The 22,408-nt window shown below is 35.4% G+C and carries 22 protein-coding genes; 10 read left to right on the top strand and 12 right to left on the bottom strand.

Annotated features, from left to right (window positions below; all coding sequences use genetic code 11):
- Window positions 1–9: 9 nt before the first annotated feature.
- From PHV37_09610 to PHV37_09600, 3 genes are all read right to left on the bottom strand, one after another.
- Window positions 10–348 carry a hypothetical protein gene (locus PHV37_09610; protein ID MDD3238336.1) on the bottom strand — a complete coding sequence of 113 codons (339 nt, stop codon included), beginning with the start codon at window positions 346–348 and terminating at the stop codon, window positions 10–12.
- Window positions 332–1,663, bottom strand: coding sequence for a UDP-N-acetylglucosamine 1-carboxyvinyltransferase (gene murA / locus PHV37_09605; protein ID MDD3238335.1), 1,332 nt, complete (start codon window positions 1,661–1,663; stop codon window positions 332–334). Before murA ends, PHV37_09610 begins: the two co-directional genes overlap by 17 nt.
- A gap of 103 nt (window positions 1,664–1,766) precedes the next feature.
- The gene (locus tag PHV37_09600) at window positions 1,767–2,873 is read right to left on the bottom strand and encodes a hypothetical protein (GenBank protein ID MDD3238334.1); all 1,107 of its coding nucleotides are present in this window, start codon (window positions 2,871–2,873) and stop codon (window positions 1,767–1,769) included.
- Between the two features lie 144 nt (window positions 2,874–3,017).
- On the opposite strand from PHV37_09600, the gene cdd reads away from it, so the two are divergent.
- The 4 genes from cdd (at window position 3,018) to PHV37_09580 (ending at window position 8,540) form a co-directional block, all read left to right on the top strand.
- A complete protein-coding gene (cdd, locus tag PHV37_09595; GenBank protein ID MDD3238333.1) occupies window positions 3,018–3,416 on the top strand; it encodes a cytidine deaminase in 399 nt (132 codons plus the stop codon).
- A gap of 72 nt (window positions 3,417–3,488) precedes the next feature.
- Window positions 3,489–4,280 (top strand): sigma-70 family RNA polymerase sigma factor, encoded by a 792-nt coding sequence (locus tag PHV37_09590; protein ID MDD3238332.1) that lies wholly within the window; start codon window positions 3,489–3,491, stop codon window positions 4,278–4,280.
- A gap of 8 nt (window positions 4,281–4,288) precedes the next feature.
- On the top strand, window positions 4,289–5,236 hold the full coding sequence (locus tag PHV37_09585) for a prepilin peptidase (protein ID MDD3238331.1): 948 nt from the start codon (window positions 4,289–4,291) through the stop codon (window positions 5,234–5,236).
- A gap of 127 nt (window positions 5,237–5,363) precedes the next feature.
- The gene (locus tag PHV37_09580) at window positions 5,364–8,540 is read left to right on the top strand and encodes a DEAD/DEAH box helicase (protein MDD3238330.1); all 3,177 of its coding nucleotides are present in this window, start codon (window positions 5,364–5,366) and stop codon (window positions 8,538–8,540) included.
- 63 nt (window positions 8,541–8,603) lie between these two features.
- Here PHV37_09580 and recA read toward each other — a convergent pair whose 3' ends face one another.
- The 5 genes from recA to PHV37_09555 all read right to left on the bottom strand — a co-directional run bounded on the left by recA (window position 8,604) and on the right by PHV37_09555 (window position 13,148).
- Window positions 8,604–9,668: a recombinase RecA gene (gene recA / locus PHV37_09575; GenBank protein MDD3238329.1), complete on the bottom strand. Its 1,065-nt coding sequence runs from the start codon at window positions 9,666–9,668 to the stop codon at window positions 8,604–8,606.
- An 86-nt stretch (window positions 9,669–9,754) separates the two neighbouring features.
- Complete coding sequence (bioC, locus tag PHV37_09570) at window positions 9,755–10,495, bottom strand: malonyl-ACP O-methyltransferase BioC (GenBank protein MDD3238328.1); 741 nt, start codon at window positions 10,493–10,495, stop codon at window positions 9,755–9,757.
- A complete protein-coding gene (locus PHV37_09565; GenBank protein MDD3238327.1) occupies window positions 10,492–11,145 on the bottom strand; it encodes a DUF452 family protein in 654 nt (217 codons plus the stop codon). The genes bioC and PHV37_09565 overlap by 4 nt, the downstream gene beginning before the upstream one ends.
- An 84-nt stretch (window positions 11,146–11,229) precedes the next feature.
- On the bottom strand, window positions 11,230–12,699 hold the full coding sequence (gene gltX / locus PHV37_09560; protein ID MDD3238326.1) for a glutamate--tRNA ligase: 1,470 nt from the start codon (window positions 12,697–12,699) through the stop codon (window positions 11,230–11,232).
- A gap of 98 nt (window positions 12,700–12,797) precedes the next feature.
- Window positions 12,798–13,148 (bottom strand): hypothetical protein, encoded by a 351-nt coding sequence (locus PHV37_09555; GenBank protein ID MDD3238325.1) that lies wholly within the window; start codon window positions 13,146–13,148, stop codon window positions 12,798–12,800.
- 202 nt (window positions 13,149–13,350) lie between these two features.
- Here PHV37_09555 and rpsO point away from each other — a divergent pair, with 202 nt between their 5' ends.
- The 5 genes from rpsO to ilvN all read left to right on the top strand — a co-directional run bounded on the left by rpsO (window position 13,351) and on the right by ilvN (window position 17,785).
- On the top strand, window positions 13,351–13,620 hold the full coding sequence (gene rpsO / locus PHV37_09550; protein MDD3238324.1) for a 30S ribosomal protein S15: 270 nt from the start codon (window positions 13,351–13,353) through the stop codon (window positions 13,618–13,620).
- Window positions 13,621–13,907: 287 nt separating this feature from the next.
- Complete coding sequence (locus PHV37_09545; GenBank protein ID MDD3238323.1) at window positions 13,908–14,063, top strand: hypothetical protein; 156 nt, start codon at window positions 13,908–13,910, stop codon at window positions 14,061–14,063.
- A gap of 95 nt (window positions 14,064–14,158) precedes the next feature.
- Window positions 14,159–15,427 carry a methionine adenosyltransferase gene (gene metK, locus PHV37_09540; GenBank protein MDD3238322.1) on the top strand — a complete coding sequence of 423 codons (1,269 nt, stop codon included), beginning with the start codon at window positions 14,159–14,161 and terminating at the stop codon, window positions 15,425–15,427.
- A gap of 111 nt (window positions 15,428–15,538) precedes the next feature.
- Window positions 15,539–17,272: a biosynthetic-type acetolactate synthase large subunit gene (ilvB, locus tag PHV37_09535; protein ID MDD3238321.1), complete on the top strand. Its 1,734-nt coding sequence runs from the start codon at window positions 15,539–15,541 to the stop codon at window positions 17,270–17,272.
- A 12-nt stretch (window positions 17,273–17,284) separates the two neighbouring features.
- Window positions 17,285–17,785, top strand: coding sequence for an acetolactate synthase small subunit (ilvN, locus tag PHV37_09530; protein MDD3238320.1), 501 nt, complete (start codon window positions 17,285–17,287; stop codon window positions 17,783–17,785).
- On the opposite strand, the gene PHV37_09525 is transcribed toward ilvN, so the two are convergent.
- The 4 genes from PHV37_09525 to PHV37_09510 form a co-directional block, all read right to left on the bottom strand.
- Complete coding sequence (locus PHV37_09525) at window positions 17,780–19,003, bottom strand: hypothetical protein (GenBank protein MDD3238319.1); 1,224 nt, start codon at window positions 19,001–19,003, stop codon at window positions 17,780–17,782. The genes ilvN and PHV37_09525 overlap by 6 nt on opposite strands.
- Window positions 19,004–19,008: 5 nt before the next feature.
- Window positions 19,009–19,695: a hypothetical protein gene (locus PHV37_09520; GenBank protein MDD3238318.1), complete on the bottom strand. Its 687-nt coding sequence runs from the start codon at window positions 19,693–19,695 to the stop codon at window positions 19,009–19,011.
- Window positions 19,696–19,832: 137 nt separating this feature from the next.
- Window positions 19,833–20,102: a hypothetical protein gene (locus PHV37_09515; GenBank protein MDD3238317.1), complete on the bottom strand. Its 270-nt coding sequence runs from the start codon at window positions 20,100–20,102 to the stop codon at window positions 19,833–19,835.
- A gap of 98 nt (window positions 20,103–20,200) precedes the next feature.
- Window positions 20,201–21,781 (bottom strand): hypothetical protein, encoded by a 1,581-nt coding sequence (locus PHV37_09510; GenBank protein ID MDD3238316.1) that lies wholly within the window; start codon window positions 21,779–21,781, stop codon window positions 20,201–20,203.
- A gap of 281 nt (window positions 21,782–22,062) precedes the next feature.
- Between PHV37_09510 and PHV37_09505 the strand changes: the two genes are divergently transcribed.
- The gene (locus tag PHV37_09505; protein MDD3238315.1) at window positions 22,063–22,329 is read left to right on the top strand and encodes a hypothetical protein; all 267 of its coding nucleotides are present in this window, start codon (window positions 22,063–22,065) and stop codon (window positions 22,327–22,329) included.
- The last annotated feature ends 79 nt before the right edge of the window (window positions 22,330–22,408 follow it).

Genomic DNA, 22,408 nt, shown 5'->3' with positions numbered 1-22,408 from the left:
AAAGAGCTTTTAAAGCTCTTTTTTTTCAACTTGATTATGGTCAATCCCGAGTTCATCTAAGGTCTTCAAAAAGTGCTCAGCAGCAGCTTTTTGAATTTCAGGAGGCACAACCCTTAACAACTCAACAGTTTTAGATATGACAGGGTCTTTGTCATACCAACGATTACCGTTGACAGGCTTTACCATTTCATAAAATCTATCAATTGTTTCTTTAGAAACTTTTTCCTCAATTTTAGCAAGGAAAACTTCCGCCTGAGCTTTTAATTCATCCTGATAATTTTTCAAAAGGTCAATAACTTGAATTAAAACAGGATCATGGTCATACCAACGTTTATACTTGGGACTCATTCATATTTCCTTTTACTTGTTGAGTTAATGTAGTTTGAGATTCTTTTTCGGTATATCTTTCAATATCAGCACCCAAAGCTTTGAGTTTCGGAACCAAAAGCTCATAGCCTCTGTCGATATGGTGAAGATTTTCGATATTACTACAGCCTTCAGCCATTAGAGCTGCAATAACCAAAGAAGCCCCGGCTCTTAAATCACTGGCTTTAAGATTTGCACCTGTAAGTTTTTTCACACCTTTAACCAAAGCATGATTTCTTTCTTGATGGATATCAGCACCCATTTTACGCAATTCAGGAACCTGCATAAATCTGTTTTCGTAAAGGCTTTCGGTAATAATACTTACGCCGTTAGCTGTTGATAGCATCGCCATAGCAAGAGATTGCAAGTCTGTAGGAAACCCCGGATATGGTTGAGTGACAACATTAATCGCATTTAATTTAGATTTACAACAAACTTCGATAGCAGTTGGCTCGATAAGTTTTATAGACGCACCCATTTTAATCAATTTTGAATTAAAGAAAGTCAAATGATTAGGGAAAACGTTTCTGATTATACCTTTGCCCTTTGTGGCAATAATAGCGGACATATAAGTGCCGGCTTCAATTCTATCTGGAATAGTTGTGTATTCAATAGGGTGCAAATCATTAATTTTGACACCGTTTATAACGATTTCAGAAGTTCCAGCACCTGAAACATCAGCTCCCATTGTGTTTAAGAAATTAGCGAGGTCAATAATTTCGGGTTCTTGGGCTGCATTTTGAATTCTGGTTGAACCTTCTGCTAAAACAGCAGCGAGCATTAAATTTTCAGTAGCACCGACAGACGGAATATCCAAATAAATATCCGTGCCAACTAAACGTGAAGCTTTTGCGTGAACGTATCCGTTTTCGATTTTAATTTTAGCACCAAGAGCTTCCAAGCCTTTGATATGGAAATCGACTCGTCTTTCGCCGATAGCACAGCCACCGGGGAGAGCAACAATAGCTTCTTTACATCTTGTAACTAAAGCACCTAAGACTATAAAGGAAGCCCGCATTTGGCTTACGAGTTCATATTTTGCGGTAATATTTGTAATATCAGAAGCATCAATGGTAACGGATTTAGATTCCTTATCATAGCTCGTTTTAGCTCCGAGTTGTTCAATGACGTTGAGCATGATAGTGACATCAGTAAGCTCGGGAACGTTGTAAATTTTACTTTCGCCTTTAGCTAAAAGAGCAGCCGCCATCAATTTAAGGACCGCATTTTTTGCTCCACTTATAGAAACTTCACCTTTGAGCGGAATACCGCCTTTTATTTTCAGCTTTTCAGCCAAGTTATGCCTCCGAGAGTATTAACATAAATTCTCTATTACTATAATAATATAACTAACAAAGTTGCACGTAAATAGTTTAATTAATGTAAAGTAAACATAAAGTTTATAAATTCTCAGTATCGGTATAATACTTGAGTTTGAGGTTTGGGTTAGTTTTTATCATCAAATCGGGTTGTTTGGGTTCTTCGACTTGAGGCATGTCGTCAAAATTCATAAGTTTTTGAATTTGAGCAGCTTGTTTTTCTTCTTTTATTTCTTGTCGAGTTTTCTTTTGGACAGTTTTTTCTGATTTTTTAGTTTTTTGAACAGCAGGAACAACTTCTGTTTCAACAGACATATTGTTTACAGGCTCAATGTTGCTATCTATAGTTTGAGGAACAATTTGAACTGGAGCATTATTTTCAAAACGTTTCTTAAAATGCTTGTAATTTTGTTTAACATATTTTGTCTTAACAAGTGATTGGTCTTTTGGTGGTTGGTATAGAGATGGCTTAATTTTGACCCTGTAATTAACTTCTTGAACGAAAGTTCTATCCTCAGGATGTTCTTCAGGAATAAGAGTAGCTTCAACAACGGCGGCTAAATCTTTTGTAAATTTTATTGAAAAATTTTTCATTCGATTAAGCTGATTTTGAGCAGGGGCAAAAGAAGGCATAGCCAAATCCATATTTTTGCTAGACAAGATTTTGACATAATTTTTATCAAGGATAATCAACTCTTTATCAGGGTCAATCAATGTAACCTGAGTAACTACACGGTAGCTTGGATTTATAGAATTTTCACCCGCAATTGGTATTTTATTCCAAAAAGTTTCTTTTAAAAACTCCGTTTCGACGTCAAGCCCACTGGAAATGAGCATAATATAATCAGACTCTAAACGACTTGAAATTCGGCGTAAAATATTATAATTGATATTATAAGTATATTGATATTCCTTTGCAAAACGCAAAATGTCTTGATGAATATCTTTTTTTTGAGCATTATTTATGGAGTTAGAAACAGGAAGAGCTCTCAAATTAGCGTTGTAATTCAAGCGGTTAGCGAGGTCTTGGGAAATCAAATTTGACAATTCAGGGTAGATAATATAATTTGTAGACACAGGTTTTAAGTTATCACTTAAAATAGCGATAACTTCTTTTGAATACGCATACTGAACGCTCAAAATTATCCCGAAGAATAAAGGTAAAAACTTTTTAAAAAATGAATTCATTAAAATATTTAATCTGCTGTTTGTAGTTATTCCACGCTACTATTATCTAGGATAAGGGGTTTCTTTTTATCCTATATATAATTGATTTTTTATTTAAGAAAAGTAGGATAATATAAAGACGAATTAAAGTGAGGGGAATATTCAATGATAACAAACGACGAGATGATAAAGCTCGCACTCGAAGCCTCAAAAAATGCTTACGTGCCGTATTCAAAATTTCACGTGGGAGCTTGTGCTGTCTACGAAAGCGGTAATGTATATCAAGGTTGCAATGTAGAAAATGCAAGCTATGGACTAACCTTGTGTGCAGAACGTAACACGATTTCAAGTGCTATTGCAGCAGGCGAAAAAACAAAACTTTTAAAAATAGCTATCGCCTCCCCTGATACAAAATTATGCTGGCCATGCGGAGCTTGCCTGCAATGGATATATGAGTTTGAAGACGGTCAACACACAAAAGTTTTGTTAGAAAAAGAAGATTCTTCATCAATTCAATACTGCATAAACGAATTATTACCACATATTTTTCAATTAAAAAAATAGCCTATGTTATGAGCTTGACGTATATGATATAATTATAATAGAGAGACTCAGAGCTAAAGAGAGGATTTAGCATTGTTCGATAACGAGATAAATTTTGAACAAATAAAAGAATGGTTGCTTAAATATCGTGAAACAGACGATGTAAAAACAAAAAAGCAACTGCAAAATGTTATCGCAATGGCTGCTATGCCCCTTGTAAAAAGGATTTCAAGAGGATTGGCAAGGCGTAATACTGACCCTGTCGAAGATATTATTCAAGTCGGTAGCGTCGGGCTTATTAAAGCTATTAAATTTTACAATCCGGAGGTAAGCCAAAACTTCAAAACCTACGCAACGTATCTCATCACAGGCGAAATAAGACATTATTTGAGAGATAAAGCGTCTATGATTAAAGCTCCGAGAGAAATCCACGAGCTTGCTTATCGTGTAAACCAACTTATTGCAAAGATGAAAGACTCCTCGGGCAACATTCCGTCAGAACTTCAACTTGCAACTGAACTCGATACGCCGGTTCAAAAGATTAAAGAAGTTATTGACGTTGAAAGAAGAAAAAAAACTATCTCTTTAGACCAAATGGTTTCTGTTGGGGATGAAGATTACCAAGCTTTGGGCGACAAAATTGCTGATGATAATTACCAAAACTTGGCTTCCTTCCAAGAAAATAAGATTTTAATCACAGATGCAATAGAAATGCTCGACCCAAAACTTCAAGAAGTAATAACAATGAATTATTTTGACGACATGAGTCAAACACAAATTGCAGCGAAATTAGGAATTTCGCAAATGCAAGTCTCAAGAAGAATAAGGAAAGCTCTAAATCAACTTTTCCATATTATTTCTGATGCAAAAGGTCAAAAGGAATAGATACAAATATGTTTTGGGCAATATATCTTACAGTTTTTGTGTTAGCGATTGGACTATGTATCGGGAGTTTTTTAAACGTTGTGGTTTTAAGAGCTTTTTCGGGTGAATCCATTGTGCTTCCACCGTCAAAATGCCCACAATGCCACAATAAATTAAAATGGTACGACAACATACCAGTACTTTCGTACTTGATTTTAGGTGGCAAATGCAGATTTTGCCATAAACACATAAGCAAACAATATCCGATTGTAGAACTCACAACAGCAATTATTTTTTGGATAATATTTTACCGCTTCGGCTTAACACTTTTGACCCCTTTTGTATGGATTATCGCTTCTCTAGGGATAGTTATTGCCGTAAGCGACATCAAAGAGCGTGTGGTATTTGACGTACATACCATATCTTTTATAGTGATATCATTGCTTTTCAGTCTTTATACCCACAATATAATTCAGGGATTGTGCGGAATGGCTCTCGGAGCTTTTGTGATGGAACTTTTAGCAAGAATTGGGCTTCTACTTGTTAAAAAACGTGCTTTCGGAGAAGGCGATACGTTTATCGCAGCAGGCTTAGGAGCTTTATTCGGAGCCAAAGGCATTATACTCGTACTAGCAATGAGCCTTGTTTTGCAAGCACTTACAATACTTCCTTCCTTTATAAAAAGAATGTGGAACAACGACGAAAAACCTGTAGCTTTGGGGCTTGTCGCATTTTTCGTTGCTGTCATAGCTTATAAATATATTGAATATAACACTTTATTACCGATATTAGTGCAATCTGCGTTATTATTGATAGTTTTAGTCCTTGGTGTGTACCTGTGTTTTGCAACAGTAAAAATAACAAAAACCAGCCAAAATTTAACATATTTACCCTTTGGACCTGCTTTATTAATATCAGGCTTTTTGTTTTTAATCTGGCAAAACCAAATTATGCACTGGGTTTCAGCCATATTGTAAAATTATAAAGGAACTACCTATTGCCATTTAAAACGTTTCATGTATAATAATTACAGGATAGTAGTTAATTATAGGATTTGACACTGCTCATTACGAGCTCAATTAATTACGTGTTAAGAAAGAATTTATGAGTGTCTGCAATTTCAATTATAAATACCTAAAAGACAATGCGACTCCCGGAAGCTGGAGACGTGGATATGAATATCATCAAAAAGCCCAAGTGCAAGATATTGAGCTTGTCAGAAATGTCCTTAAAGCAAAAGTTAAGGGAAATTTCAAATCATTTTATGAAACAGAATTGAACTTCAAAAAGGGCTCTGTTGAACCAAAATGCTCATGCCCGTTGAAAGAAAAATGGTGTAAACACGCAATAGCAGTAGGATTAAAAGCTATTGAAGAACATACTTATGAAGAGTTTTTAAGCAGAAGATTTAAAGTTGAACCGGATTATTCCGATGAGATAACTCCAAATGCAGAAAATCCACAAGGTGGCTATACTTTCCACTTCAACCCAAAGCGAAGACAAAACTTCTTCTCAATCTTAGTGATGGACAGAAGCACAGGGAAAGTCATAAGGGACTTGGAAGCTGTTTTAAAACTTGTAATTGCAGCACAAAAAGCAGACCCTAATTTTGAACTAAATTCCTCTCAAAAAGTAGAACTCGCCCTTTTCCAAATGTTGCTAAAAAATTCAAGACTTGATAAAAAAGCCGGCTGGTATGACGTCCCTATAGCTAAATTTGACGGGTTTTTCCAGCTTTTATCAAAAGCTGATGAAGTAATCGATGGAAAAACAAAAAGACGCATAGTTTTTACTAACGACGAATGGCACCTGACACTATCTGTCAATTTTTCTATGGTTGGAAATGTGTTGCTTGCTCTGTACTGGAAACGCCCTGATAAAGACGACTTATTGCCTTTCGAGGAGGTAAGATATTTTTCTCGCCAACTAAAATGGGGACGATATAAAAATATAATTTTCCCGACAAATATAGCAATTTCAGCACTTCCTCAAAACCTTATCAAATCAACATTTACAGATATAAAAGATGCGGACGGAGCAAAGTTCTTATACGAAGAATTGCCAAAACTAAGACAAATGATGGACTGCGAAGTCGCACCTGTAATTGACAAATTAACCTTAGAGCAAAAACCTCCTCTGAATATTGTCACCATGGGACTCGACTATGATGGAGCTTTAAAAGCCTCTCTAGAGTTTGACTACGACGGAACCAGAGTACCTTATTCAAAATCGGCATCAAAAAGCCCTTACGTCACAATTAAGAAGCCAAAAGAAGATTTGCTGTACTGGGTTAGAAGAAATATTAACCACGAAGAAGAAACTTACAGAATGCTTCTTGCGTGCAAGTTTGCCCCAATGCAAACAAATAACCTCGCCCTTGAAAAAGAAAACGCAATCGATTTTTATAACTATTATCTAAAACAAGCAGGAGAGGGCTGGAAATTTGAAGAAAAAGACGATATGTCTTTCTTCAAACTTGCAGAACAGCCATTTGAATTGTGTGCAGATATTGATTTTGCAACCAATACTACAGACAGCTTTGAAATGTCATTATACGGAAAAGTCGGCGAAGATATTATGCCGTTTGATGACGTTCATTCATTGATTTTAGAGGGAAATAAATACATAAGAGTCAAAAATGAAGGTTTTGCAGCACTACCTGACCAAGACTTCTTCTCACTTATGAAATCATTTAATACATTTGACGTTTATAGAAACGATGAAAATAAATTCATAGTAAAAACTTATCGTGCAGGCTTGATTTCAGAAATGCAAAACCAAGGCATGAAATTAAAAATGAGCCGTAAATTTAATAAGTTTTGGAAACAAATTTCAACATTCTCAACAATGGATAACGCTACACTTCCCAAGGGCGTGCATGCTGAATTCAGAGAATATCAAGCTAAAGGTTTCAGCTGGCTATGGTTCTTATATCAATATGGTTTAAACGGCATTTTGGCTGACGATATGGGGCTAGGTAAAACGCTTCAAGCGTTAGCATTAATTCAAAAGGCAAAAGAAAAAAATAAACAAGCACCAAACCTTGTTGTTTGCCCGACATCTGTCGTGTTCAACTGGGAGTCAGAAATTCAAAAATTTGCTCCAAATTTGAAATGTTTAACACTTACAGGTCCTGACAGAAAAGAACTTTTCAAAAAAATACCTAAACACGATGTTATTATAACAAGCTATGCCCTTGTTAGACGTGACATTGAGTGTCTTAAAAAATACGATTTCAGATACGTAATTCTTGATGAATCACAAAATATAAAAAATGCTGAATCAATTACAGCTCAAAGCGTAAAACAATTAAATTGCCAACACAAATTGGCACTATCAGGTACTCCTATTGAAAACCGATTGGAAGAATTATGGTCAATATTTGACTTCTTAATGCCCGGATTTTTGTTTAATCAATCAGATTTTAATTACCGATACGTAAACCCGATTGTAGAACGTCAAGATAAAGCAGTTGAAAAACGACTAAAATCACAAATTTATCCGTTCATTTTAAGACGTATGAAAAGAGATGTCGCAAAAGACTTGCCGGATAAAGTTGAAAATATTGCCTATTGCGAACTTACACCGGAGCAAAAAGACTTTTACCTTGATGTCCTCGACAGTACCAAGGAAGAATTATTTAAATCAATCGAACAAAACGGACTTGAGAAAAACAGGCTTTCAATATTCTCAGCTCTACTCAGATTACGTCAAATTTGTTGTCACCCTCAATTATATGACAAGGAAAATCTCAAAGGCATTAAAGAATCAGGAAAATTTGAATATCTTAAAGGCATGCTGGAAGAAATTATATCCGAAGGACACAGGGTTCTTTTATTCAGCCAGTTTGTAGATATGCTTGATTTGGTTAAAGAATGGCTGATAAAATCAGGAATTAAGCACGAATACTTGACAGGTAAAACGAAAAACAGACAAGAGGTTGTCGAAAGATTTAATGAAGATGACAGTATTCCTATCTTCTTAATCAGCTTAAAAGCAGGCGGAACAGGCTTGAACTTAACAGGTGCAGACTATGTAATCCACTACGACCCATGGTGGAACCCTGCAGTTGAAGATCAAGCAACAGACAGAGCTTACCGTATCGGACAAACCAAAAAAGTATTTGTTTACAGACTAATAACAAAAGGAACTGTCGAAGAAAAAATCCAAAAGCTAAAACAAAGAAAGCGTAATCTTGTAGACTCTGTAATTTCTGTAGATAGAAATATCGGCAAAACACTCACATACGCTGACTTGCAAGATATTTTCTCTATTGATTAATATTTATTTGTATAAAAAAACGGCACTTTTTCGAGTGCCGTTTTCGATTGCTTATGAAAAATTTTAAGCTTTTTCTTCTGTTTTTGAAGCTTCTTTAGGAGCTTCGTCGTCTTTACCTTCGACCTTAGCTCTAACTCTAGCTTCAACTTCTGCTAAAATTTCAGGATTTGCAGCCAAGAAATCTCTAGCCTTTTCTCTGCCTTGTCCCATTTTTTCATCATTATAACTGAACCAAGCACCTGCTTTTTTGACAATATTAAAATTAACAGCCATATCAAGGATACAGCCCAATTTTGAAATACCTTTTCCGTAGATTATATCAAATTCCGCAATTCTAAATGGAGGTGCAACCTTGTTTTTAACGACTTTGACTCTTATATGGTTACCATATTCTGTGCCATCTTCTTTTAGGACTTCTGCTTTTCTAATATCAAGACGAACACTTGCGTAATATTTCAATGCATTTCCACCAGTAGTTGTTTCAGGATTTCCATACATTACACCGATTTTTTGACGCAATTGATTGATAAACACAACAGTTGTATTTGTTTTATTTACAATACCTGTCAATTTTCTTAAAGCTTTAGACATCAAACGAGCTTGAAGCCCCATTTGTTTATCTTCCATAGCTCCTTCGATTTCATCTTTAGGAACCAATGCCGCAACAGAGTCAACAACGATAATATCAACAGCAGATGAACGAACCAATTCTTCAGCTATTTCAAGAGCTTGTTCACCTGTATCTGGTTGAGAAATCAAAAGTTCATCAACATTTACACCCAAATTATGAGCATATTCAGGGTCAAGAGCATGTTCTGCGTCGATAAAAGCTGCAATTCCGCCTTTTTTTTGACATTCTGCAACAATATGTTGAGCCAAAGTAGTTTTACCGCTACTTTCAGGCCCGTAAATTTCTATAATTCTGCCTCTTGGGACACCGCCTATTCCAAGAGCAATGTCCAAAGACAAAGCTCCTGTAGGAATCGCTTCTACTGATACGGCTGTTTTGTCACCCAGACGCATTATTGAGCCTTTTCCAAAATCTTTTTCGATTTTTTCAATGGCTAATTTTAATGCTTTATTTTTTTCATCCGCTGTATTTACGGGCTCTTTTTCTTTTACTGCCATATAACACCTTCCTTAACAATCATATTATCTTAGTTTAATATTATAAAGTTAATAACATGGCAGGGCAAAGATTTTATATTTTGTAATTAATTGCTATTTTTGGAGCAAAGGACATAAACAGGGTTGTAAGTAAGAGAAAAGCCTAGAGGGGTAGAATTCAATTTTGCGTATTGATTTTGGAATTTTTTCAACTCTGAAATAGACATTGGCGACTCAGAAGTTGCATTTACACCTGTTTTTTTAATATGTTTTAAAACATCTTTAACAGTTGGAAAATACAAAACTTTTTCTCTTTCATAAATAATTTCTACTTTGAAATATTTTTGAAGCAAAGCCTCCAACTCCGACATACTTTTGTATTCTAAAACATTACCACCTGCTGTTTTTACCTCTTGGTAATTTTTCAAGCCAAAAGTCGAAAAAGCAAAAACGCCTTTATCATTTAAACATCTTTTTATCTTTGCAAAAAGACCGTCAAAATCACACATCCATTGGAGAACAGCGTTAGACACAACCGCATCGTAGCTCCCGGTAAGGTTTAGAGCCTCAATATCACCTTGGAGAAAGTCAAATGAAGGATTAATTTTTTGCAAAAAACACTCGCAACCAGCTATATCATTAGCAGTATAGGATTTCAGGCAGAATTTTTCATTTATTTTTTTGGTCAAAAAGCCAGTCCCCATGCCTATTTCAAAGACTGAGGAGATTTCCTTATCTGACAAAAGTTCTGCGAGCTCATCTGCCATAAGCTTTTGAACCAGTGCATTCTTATCGTAACTTTTAAAGTTTTTCGAAAAACTATTCTTAATTAAATCTTTAATTATCATTGCTTGATTATCTCATAAAACGAGTTGAATTTGTATAAACAAAAGTGCCCCGACTCAACACTAACAGCCTTGTTACCCCAATAAGCAGACTGACTTGCCGTTGGGAATATTTTATCATTAAGAGGCACAATAGCTTTATCAAAAGCAAAGTCATAATATTTAGAGCTTTTAGCATATTCTTTGATTTTAGAAAGCTCTATTTTTGCACTTTCTGCGGTTCTAAAAGGAAGATTTACATAATATTTCCGATAATCTTCCGGTAAATCGAACATTTTTTCATTAAATTTTTTCAAACTCACATCTGAAACTGACTCCAATGTTAAGTCAAAAATTCTTGGATTTATGCCATATTTTTTATCAATAGGGAAACGTGTCCCTGAAACAGCGACTGAATAATCAAAAGGAGGAAGTTCATCCTCAACAAGTCCTGCAATAAAAACCCCATAAGAAAAAGCTACAAGATAATTTTTCTCGTAAATAGAAAAATCAATATTGAAATCCATTTTTAAATCTAAATTTGAATAATCATAAATGAATAAAAAATCCGTTTCCTTAGTTGTCAAAGGCAAAAAAGGAGCTTCGTCCATTCCCCAACCACATAAAACAACAATCAATTTCTTAGAATTATTACTTATAAAATATGTTTGCATAAATTATCCTTTTCAACTTCGTTTATTATAACAAAATGGTGACTGTTGAGAAAGTCACCATTAAAATTATAATGATTTTACAAGCTATTTTATAGCTTTTTCAATTCTATGTTTAATTCTGTCTTTGCCAACGATTTCGAAAGTTGCAACCATATCAGCACCGTGGGTTCTACCTGTAGTAGCAGCTCTAAGAGCCCACATTGTTTGCTTTGGCTTAATTCCGTGTTGTTCTTTGAAATAGGCTCTAAAGTCAGCTAATTGTTCATGAAGTTTTTCAGAATCATCAAATGCCCATTCATCAACTCTATTCATTGCTTCTTTCAAAACATTTTGAGAAAGTTCTGTATCCAAAACCTCTATTTGAACTTTTTCTTCTACTTCAACATCCTTTCCAAAGAAATATTTAACGTCATCTGTCAAATCAGAAAGAATTGTAATAGGCTCACGAGTAATTTCTATGACTTTTTCAAGTTGTTCTTCTGTTAATGTAGTCAAGTCATAGCAAGCAAGATAGGGTTTTGCCATTTCTGTAAGCTTTTTAATCTCCATTTTTTTAATATATTGACCGTTCATCCAGTTCAATTTTTCATATTCAAAAATTGAATTAGAAGAAGATATTTCATTGATTCTAAAATCATTTGCGATTTCATCGACAGATTTAATTTCTTCACCGTCTGATGGTGCCCAACCGAGAAGTGCAACAAAGTTAATCAAAGCATCTGTCAAATAACCTTTTTCTACAAATTCACTTACGGCAGTAGCACCGTGGCGTTTTGAAAGTTTGCTTCTATCCGGAGCAAGAATCATACCAAGATGACCAAATTCAGGAACTTCTGCCCCCAAAGCTTCATATATCAAGATTTGTTTGAAAGTATTTGAAATATGGTCTTCACCACGAATAATATGAGAAATTTTCATCAACATATCATCTATAACAACGGCAAAGTTGTATGTCGGAGAACCGTTTGATTTCATAATTACAAAGTCGCCGATTAAAGAAGTATCTTGGTGCAAATGACCTTTAACCATATCTTCAAAAGTCAACATATTGGTATCATGAAAAGCTTTTTGGGCTTTTTCAATGGAAAATCTTATCGCAGGTTTTCTGCCTTCTGCTCTCAATTTATTTTTTTCTTCTTCTGTCAAATTCTCACATTTTTTTGAATAAACATAAGGTTTTTTATTTTTTGTTGCTTCTTCTTTTTCAGCCTGCAATTCCTCAGGAGTGCAGAAACATTCGTAAGCAAAGCCGTTATCCAAAAGTTTTTTGATATATTTAGGGTAAATATCAAATCTTTCAGATTGAGTATAAGGACCGTATTCACCACCAATATCAGGACCTTCATCCCAATTCAAGCCTAATGCCTTCAAGCTATCAAAAATATTATCAATATATGCTTGGCTTGTTCTTTCAGCGTCAGTATCTTCAATTCTCAAAACGAAAGTGCCGCCCATTTTTTTTGCAAATAAATAGTTGAACAATGCAGTTCTTGCAGTACCTATATGCAAATTTCCACTCGGTGAGGGGGCAATTCTTACTCTGATATTACTCATTTTTTTCTCCGTGACTTATTCATTAATTCTATTGCAAACTAGGATATCTCCTATGCAAGTCTATTTTAACTCAAAGAAAAAATGTGTGCAGAATAATTTTATTGGAAAGTATCAAAAAATCTGGAAACCATGCCCTCAAAAGAAAAGTTTTGGATATATCCGACCATAGCTCGGTAATAATCGCCCATCGTTGAATCTGTTGTAACATCAATTTGTTTGTTTACTTTATCAAAACATTTTTTGCCTTGTTCGGTTAAAAGATGCGTCTTTTTATCAAAGCAATCAGTATTAATTTCCATCAAAGATTTGCCTGAAACGGGGCGTAAATGTTTGCTTCCCATTGCGTGAAATGCGTCATTTATATTTGCTGCAATTTTTTCTGCTGATGCGTTCTTCACATACTGATTCATCTTCACAGGGACTCTTCCGCAAAAATTCACGTTGCTCATTTTAACACTCCGTTTTCTTACCCATAAAATAAGATTGCTCAATTCTAAAAATTGCCTTTTGTAAATTTTTTCCTAATATTTTTTAACATTTGCAAATAAATCTTGAAGTGATATTATCGTTACACTACTATTAGTAATGAACTCTTTTGTAATATAATAGTTTACACACCAATATAAAATAATAAGAAAAAAGGAATAAGAAATGTCAATTAACTTGAAAAACAAAGCTGAAATCATAGAAAAATTCGGCAAAGACGGCAAAGATACAGGTAGTGCGGAAGTTCAAATAGCTCTACTTAGCCAAAAAATTAACGAGCTTACTGAACACTTGAAAGCTAACCAAAAAGATTTCCAAGGAAGACGTGGGCTTTTGATGATGGTTGGTCAAAGAAAACAACTTCTTGCATATTTAAAAAATAAAAATCTTGATTCTTACAGAGATATCTTGAAAAAATTAAACATCAGAGGCTAATTTTATTTACTCTGAAATAATAAAACAATATGTAACAAAAACGCTCTTTAAAGGGGCGTTTTTTATTGAAAGGTTTGACCTAATTCGGCTTTTGAATTAATATTTTCTTAAGGTTAGTTTGTGTTAAAGAAATTATAACCCAAATTTCCGAAACACCCTTCCGAGGGGGGCTAAGGTATCGAAGCGGCAGATGGCGAGTTGACATAATAAAACAGCCAAACTGAAACAAAAGCGGCAGATGGCGAGTTGACATAATAAAACAGCCAAACTTAAGACAAAAGCGGCAGATGGCGAGTTGGCATAATAAAACAGCCAAACTGAAACAAAAGCGGCAGATGGCGAGTTGGCATAATAAAACAGTCAAACTGAAACAAAAGCGGCAGATGGCGAGTTGGCATAATAAAACAGCCAAACTTAAGACAAAAGCGACAGATGCAGGTTAACATGTCAAATCAAAAACTAAAGCCCAAATACCACAGCACAGAATAACTGAATGTACAAAAACCTACTCGGAGAATAATTAGAAAGAAAGAGAAAAATGAGTTCTAAAAAATACTTATTTACTTCTGAATCTGTAACAGAAGGACATCCGGACAAAGTTTGCGACCAAATTTCAGATGCTATTCTTGACGAATTCTTGTCAAAATACCCTAAATCCAGAGTCGCTGCTGAAACAACGGTAACTACAGGAATGGTACTCGTATGCGGCGAAATTACCGCCGATTGCTACGTTGATATTCCTCAAGTAGTTAGAAATACAATTAAAGATATCGGCTATGAAGGCTCTGCCGGTGGCGGTTTCGACTGCAACACTTGTGCTGTATTAACCAGCATTGATGAACAATCTACAGATATCGCAGGTGGCGTCAACAAAGCTTTTGAATCAAGAGATAACAACGCTGACACCAAAGATGAAGAAACTAACGATATCGGTGCCGGTGACCAAGGTATCATGTTCGGTTTCGCTTGTGACGAAACTCCGGAACTTATGCCACTACCTATCAGCTTAGCTCACCGATTGGCTTTGAAACTTGCTGAAGTCAGAAAAAACGGAACCTTAAACTATTTAAGACCCGATGGCAAATCTCAAGTAACCATAGAATACGAAAACGACAAACCTGTAAGAATTGACACTGTCGTTATCTCTACTCAACACGCCCCTTCAATCAATGGCGTTTCTGACAACAAAGCAGTTCAAGAACAAATTAAAAATGACATTATTAAATACGTTATCGAACCTGTCTTTGCTAACGAGGAACTTAAACCTGATGAAACTACAAAATACTTAATCAACCCATCAGGAAGATTCGTAATCGGCGGACCTCAAGGTGACTCAGGTCTAACAGGAAGAAAAATTATCGTAGATACCTACGGCGGATACTCAAGACATGGTGGCGGTGCATTCAGCGGAAAAGACCCAACGAAAGTCGACCGCTCTGCTGCTTACGCTTCAAGATATGTTGCTAAAAATATTGTCGCAGCTGGTCTTGCTTCTAAGTGCGAAATAGAACTCGGCTACGCTATCGGCGTCGCTGAACCTGTCTCAATTTTAGTTGACACTTTCGGCACCGGCAAAATCTCTGATGATGAAATCATGGAATTAGTCAAAAAGAACTTTGACCTTAGACCTGTTTCTATCATCAACCAATTCGACCTTAGAAACTTACCTAAGAAAAATGGCGGTAAATTCTACCAAAAACTAGCAGCTTACGGTCACATGGGACGTGCCGATATATCTGTTCCGTGGGAAAATACCGACAAAGTTGATGTCTTGAAAAAAGCATTAACTTGCAGTTGCGGAAAATAACTATATAATATATAAAATGGTGCTCAAAATTTAATTCGTTTCGAATATTTTGAGCCACCATTTTACTAAAACCTTTTTAATATTCCTACAGAAGATTACACTGGAGCAATTATGACACAGCAAACCGAAGAAAAAGTAAACTTAATGACAGGGGCTCAAATATTCCTTGAATGTTTAAAAGATGCGGGCGTAGATGAAATTTTCGGCTACCCCGGAGGAAAAATTATCTCTATTTATGAAGCCCTGTATAATTGTGATTTTATTAAACATTATCTTGTTCGTCACGAGCAAGCGGCTGTCCACGCAGCAGAAGGATACGCAAGAGTTACGGGAAAACCCGGAGTAGCACTTGTAACATCCGGACCGGGGGCGTGTAACGCCATTACAGGCATCGCAAATGCCTACTATGACGGCTACCCCATCGTTGTTTTCACAGGTCAGGTGGACTTAAATCAAATAGGAAATGACGCTTTTCAAGAAGCTGACATTGTCGGCATCACTCGTTCTTGCTGCAAACATAATTACTTGGTAAGCGACCTTAGAGATTTACCGAGAATAGTTAAAGAAGCTTTCCATATTGCTACAACAGGAAAACCAGGACCTGTCGTTGTCGATTTACCGGGAAATATCTTAACTGAAAAAGGGAAATACGTTCCCGTAGAAAAAATTAAACTCCCGGGATATAACCCGACCTACAATGGTCACCCCAGACAAATATCAAAAGCCCTCCAAATGCTTTGCAACGCAGAACGTCCTGTAATCTTATCCGGTGGCGGCGTTGTTATGTCAGGAGCTCACAAAGAAATTACAGAGCTTGCTAACACACTTGGTATCCCTGTAACAAATACCCTTATGGGAATGGGGACTTACCCTGCTGATGGCGAAATGTCACTCGGCATGCTCGGAATGCACGGCAACTATTGGGCAAATCATGCCGTTAGCAATTGTGACGTACTTTTCGCTGTAGGCACAAGGTTTAACGACAGAATAACAGGTTGCTTGAAACGCTTTGCTAAAGACGCTCAAATTATCCATGTCGATATTGACCCTTGCTCTATCTCTAAAAATGTAAGTGTTGATATCCCAATTGTAGGCGACGCTAAAAATGTTTTGGACGCAATGCTTAAAGAATTTTACGAAAAAGAATATGAAATTAATTCAGATGTAAAACATGCCTGGTTCGCTCAAATTCAAGAGTGGAAACAAAAAAGAGCACTCCCTGCTGTAAGTTCTGAAAAATTAAATCCGCTTACAGTTATCAAAGAGATTTATAACTGCACGAAAGACCTTGACCCTATTATCGCAACAGAGGTAGGTCAACATCAAATGTGGACCGCTCAATTATACAAATTTAATCATCCGAGACAATTAGTTACATCAGGCGGTTTGGGCACAATGGGCTTTGGTTTCCCTGCTGCAATGGGGGCTAGTATCGGATTAAAAGATAAAGTCGTTATAAACATTGCAGGTGACGGAAGTATCCAAATGAACATACAAGAGCTTGCTACGTGCGTTCAATACAATATTCCTGTAATCGTCGCTATCATCAATAACGGTTACCTCGGAATGGTTCGCCAATGGCAAGAAAAATTGTTCAACAAACATTATTCTGAAACAAAAATTACAAGCCCTGATTACGTAAAAGTGGCTGAAGCATACGGTGCTTTAGGCTTTAGAGTTGAAAAAGCTGAAGACATCGCTCCAACCATGAAAAAAGCTATTGAGGCTAAAAGACCAGTATTTATAGACTTTATCGTAGAACCTTTTGAAATGGTTTATCCATGGGTACTTGCAGGTAAACCTTTGCATAACGTTTTGTTATCCAATGACGGCATAGAATGCTAAGAGGAGAAATCAATGAATCATACAATATCAGTTTTAGTAAGAAATGAAGCAGGGGTTCTCTCCAGAATAAGCAGTTTGTTTAGTGGCAGAGGATACAATATCGAAAGTTTGACCGTTGCTCCAACTATCGAAAATGAATTTTCAAGAGTAACTATCGTAACAAGCGGTGACGACAAAGTTATTGAACAAATTATGAAGCAATTGAACAGACTAATACCCACAATCAAAGTCATGGCTCTTCAACCGCAAGACTCTATCGAACGGGAGCTTATTTTATGTAAAGTTTGTGCAAAAGATGAGACTCGCTCTGAAATATTACGTATTGCTGAAATTTTTAACGCAAAAATTATCGACGTAACCCACAAAACCTACACTCTTCAAGCAATTGGCGACAACAGGCAAATTCGCTCATTAATTGAACTCTTACGTCAACTGGGGATTAGAGAGCTTGTCCGCTCGGGTAAAGTTGCTATCTCAAGAGAAAACAGCTTCAACCATATAAAATCTTTATAAAAATTGTTTTATAAAAGCTATTTCATCATTCTTAGAGGAAAGACCATTGTTGAGTTTCTCCTCTAAAATTTTGTCTAAAAGCTCTTTAAACAAAGGAGATGGTACCACTCCCATTTCAATTAAATCCTTACCATTAAGCTCAATAGCAATATCTTTCAGCTCGTTCAAATAAAAAACAACATTTTTATCCGTTGAAAAAATGTAATAAACCAGCAATGACAATATATCAACGCCAGCAAATGTCTTATAAATAGTATAGTTATCAATTTTTGATGAAAATTTATTTTCCAATAGCAATCTGGCTTCATGAATAATTTTGAGCTCCATACCGGATAAATTAAGTGAATTTATCTCACAATCTTCTGCATAAAGAAGTAAACAGCCCAAATATACGAGCCAAATTTGGTCTTGATTAATATTAAAAAGACTTATTCTCTTTTCAATCAAATGCCCTGTTATATCAGTGTTGGCATGGTTCGTAAGCAATTTATATATTTTTTGCTTGATAACTTCATCGTAAGCCTTAGCAGAGTTCAGATTAAATAACTGCTCAAACTCAGAGCGAATTCTCTCCTTGGGACAAGTCAAACATTTAATCTCTGAAAGAAAATCTTTTTGTTGTTTATAAGTTTCATTATCTGGTTCAAAGCCAAGTCTTACAGCAAACTTCAATGCTCTGACTATTCTTGAAGGGTCATCTGCGTAACTTTTTTGGTGCAGCACTTTTATTTTTTTATCTAAAATATCTTGATAACCATTCAAATAATCAACAAGCTCGAACTTAGAATCTTTATTCAAAGAAACAGCCAAGGTATTAATTGTAAAATCTCGCCTCAAAACATCCTCTGATAATGGGCACCCTATGGATTTTATCACGGGCAAGCACCCTGACTCAGGATAATACTCGCTTCTTGTTGAGGCATAATCCACGATTTGTCCGTTTTTAAACAACACTTTTGCAGTTCGCAAGGTTTCTTGCACCTGAATAATTTCAGCATCGCTACTTTTAACCAAACTTTCTGCAAAACAAATTGCATCACCTTCAACGATAATATCTATATCAAGGACTGCTCTATTTAAAATCAAGTCCCTAACTACGCCGCCAATTAAAAAAGTTTTATAATCGGTTTCTTCAGTAGCTTTCGAGGTAAGCAAAATAACCTCTTGAATGTCTTCAGATAGCTGTGTTTCTATTTCATTTTCTAAAAGAATAACCATTTTATCTATTTTTTCTTAATATAAATATTGCCGAAAAGATTCAAATAGGACTCATTTTCTTTTTTCATATCTTGAATTTTTTTGACCAAAACTTTATTATCATGGATTAATTCATTTATTTTTTGAGCTAAAACAGTATTGTCCTTCTTAAAGGAATCAGCATTAACAAGTTCTTCCAGCCACTCGTTATTTTTTAACATATTAGATATATCTACAGAAACTTTTTTTGCAATTGTTTCAGCAAGCATATTAAGGGTTTGATTGGTCATATCAACGGTTAAATTTTTCAACTCAGGAACTGTTTTTGCAACAGGAATATTCGGAACAACTGCTTTTTCGACCGGAGTTTCTACCGGTTGAGGTTTTTCTTTATCATCAGCACTTTGAGATACATTCTCATGAGCAGTATGCTCAACTTCAATATTTTCCTCTATTGATTTGTCAACAACAGGACAGTCATTGACAATTGTTTGAGCTTTTTCTTCTATTGTATAAATAGGTTGCTCTTCGTTTTTCGGGCTCAATGTCATTTTTATTTTTTCAACAGCCGCCTCATCAAAAAATTCTACCCCATTTTCATCTTCATATATGGCTTCAATTTTCCAATTTTTTATAAAAGCGTCTAAAATAAATTTATCAACGTAGTTATTATCATCATTTAGTAAATCAAGTATATCTTTTTTATTAAGCATCCTCTGTCCCCACAAGGTAGATTTGTAATTTTTGTTCAACAATCCAAACAAAAATTATCCCGCACAGTTATTATAACAAAATATAACAAAAAAGGGCACCTATTAATGGTGTCCTTTTTTAATTTTATGAAGATTAATTAATCTTTTTTAGCTGCAACATGTTCAACGCCTGATTTTACAGCGTGAGCAACACCTGACAAAGCGGCGATTGCTACTGCACCTGCTGCACCTAATGCGATAGCTTGTTTTGGTGCTTTTTTAGCTAAATCAACAGTATCTGTTGATAATTGTTTCAATGCTTTTGGTGCATTTTTAATGTGTTGAGCACCGTTTTGGGCTGCAGTTTTAACATTTGAACCGATTGCTTTTAAATCAATTTTAGGAACACTAATTTTTGGGATATTCATTACAACTTACTCCTTAACTTCATCTTGATTATATTAAATGCCTTAAAATATTTTTTTGCTAACATGCCACGACATTTGTAACATGTTGTAACATGGTGCTATTTTTGCATTTCAGAAAAAACCTCACTCGCCTTTTCAGCTTTCTGAGCAAAGTATATCACATTTGCGTCATTTTTAACAAGTGGTTGCTGTTGCGGTGAAGAAGTGTCTTTTTTCTTTTGAACTTGTTTGGTTATAAAGATGTTCAATTTAGCAATTCCAACGCCTAGAACGATGCCTGAGTATGCATAGCCCAATACTTGAGCTAGTGCCAATTTGCCAACTTTACTTTTTGTAACTTTGTCTGCAGTTTTTAGAAGATTATTAAAACTTAACGCTTTTCCTGCGTTGTCTACTACATTTTTTGAATTTTTCAGCAAAACTTCATCATAATTTTTCACAGAAGCTTTAGACACCCAATCCCAAGCTTTTGCTATACCTTTTTTGCCTGTATCAACATAGTTGATTAATTCTTTGCCTTTAGGCAAAGCTCTTGCTGTCAATTTGGTAACTATTCCGCCTAAAATTAACCAGTTTGTAAAGCCTAAAAAGTCTTTTATAGAGCTTTCTCTTAGCTCATTTTTATCTCTTGAAGCTAACAAACGGCTCATTATTGTTGTTCCGTATATTAGCTTAAATTGATTAAGGTTAGGGATTTTACTTGTAAATTGCAATTTTCCAAGCAATTCAGATGGTTTTGTCGTAATTGAGCCCAATGCTACAGCACCCATCAAGGCCGCCATTAAGCCCTTTTTAACTTTAAAGCTTGTAGATTTATCAGCTTCTTTTTTTCCGTCAACCCCGACAAATCCGTCGTTTCCTGTACGTTTTTTTGTAATATATTTATTGATGGGTTGAGTAGAAATACCGATTGCAACAGGAATTGCCAGCCCCAACAATGCAGAGCTTGTTTTAACCTTTTTTAAATCTTTTACAAATTGAGGCATATCATTGATTTTTTTAGAAGCAAAAGATTCACCCAAAGAAGCAGCGTTTTCAATGATTACATCAATTGAATTTGAAATACTTTTTCCGTTTGAAGCTACTTTAAAATTGCTTCTTGCCCCTGTATTTTGAACAATAATATTAGAAATTTTTTGTTTTAATTCTTTTGTCAAAGGTTTAGTGGATAATTCTTCTGCCAAACTTTCAATAGAAGTTTCTGCTTTTTCTAACGGCTTGAAGGACTTCCATTCATTTCCGTCTAAACCTTGTAATCTATTTAAGACGCCTTTGAAATATTCTTTTTTATCACCTTTTGCCTCTTGCCAAACATTGCTGAAAAGGTCGATAGCGTCATTATTAGCAAATATTTTGTGAGCTTGGACGCCATATTTCGTATTTATAGCACCGGAAACCGCAGCTGCAGCCAAAGCACCCTCAACACCTACCAAAGCATTGTTTGCGGTACTTGTACCTTCTCTAAAAGCTGTTTCTGTACCCGCATCAAAGCCTCTGTTTTTCATATCAATTGCAGTTCTCGGGATTACCATTGAGCCTAAATCTACAGCACATGCCCCGATTGCAGGACTATTATCCAAAAATCTTAGAGCGGTTACCGCACCTTCTAACCCTTTAAAACTTGCGTTGTTATTTTTGTTTGCATAGTGATTTTGTGTTAATTGAATCTTTGATATCATACCTTGTCCGTAATACTAATATGTGCATAAAATATAAATAAACTGAACCTCAGTTTTTGCCTTTTTTCATGCATTTTGTTACATTTAATTTTAACTTTTTTACCCAAGCCCTGTTTTTAAAGGCTAAAACAATAATTGTCTTTGTTACACTATTTTAGTTTTTTAGGATTATTTTGTAAATATTTTCGTAACTTTCTTTACATTTACTTTTTTATTATTAAAGTTTTAAACATAGATGTCGATAAATATATTGTAAGAGACAAACACGTTCGGAGTAAATTATGGCTGATGCTAATACAAATAATATTTTAAACCGTCCCTTCGGGCTCAACATTACCGTACCCGACAGGACCATCAAACAAGCTCAGGAAACTGCTGCTAAAAACGTAAACCTGTTTGCTCCTGTTTTTGATTATATAAATGATAATCAAAATGTGTTCAGTGGCGACGTTGCGAAAGAAATAGACAAATATAACAAGATGATTTTTACTGTCAGCAACGCTACCGCTACTCCTACCGGACCTTCTAACTTTGATACAAGAGGCTAATTTAATCATTATCTCACAACAAACATATAAGCTTCGCTTTAAGCGAGGCTTTTTATTTACTCTTTCTTTAGATTAACTC

This window comes from Candidatus Gastranaerophilales bacterium, from assembly GCA_028693235.1.
Classification (GTDB): domain Bacteria; phylum Cyanobacteriota; class Vampirovibrionia; order Gastranaerophilales; family Gastranaerophilaceae; genus JAQUVW01.
This window is presented reverse-complemented; position numbering and strand designations above follow the sequence as displayed.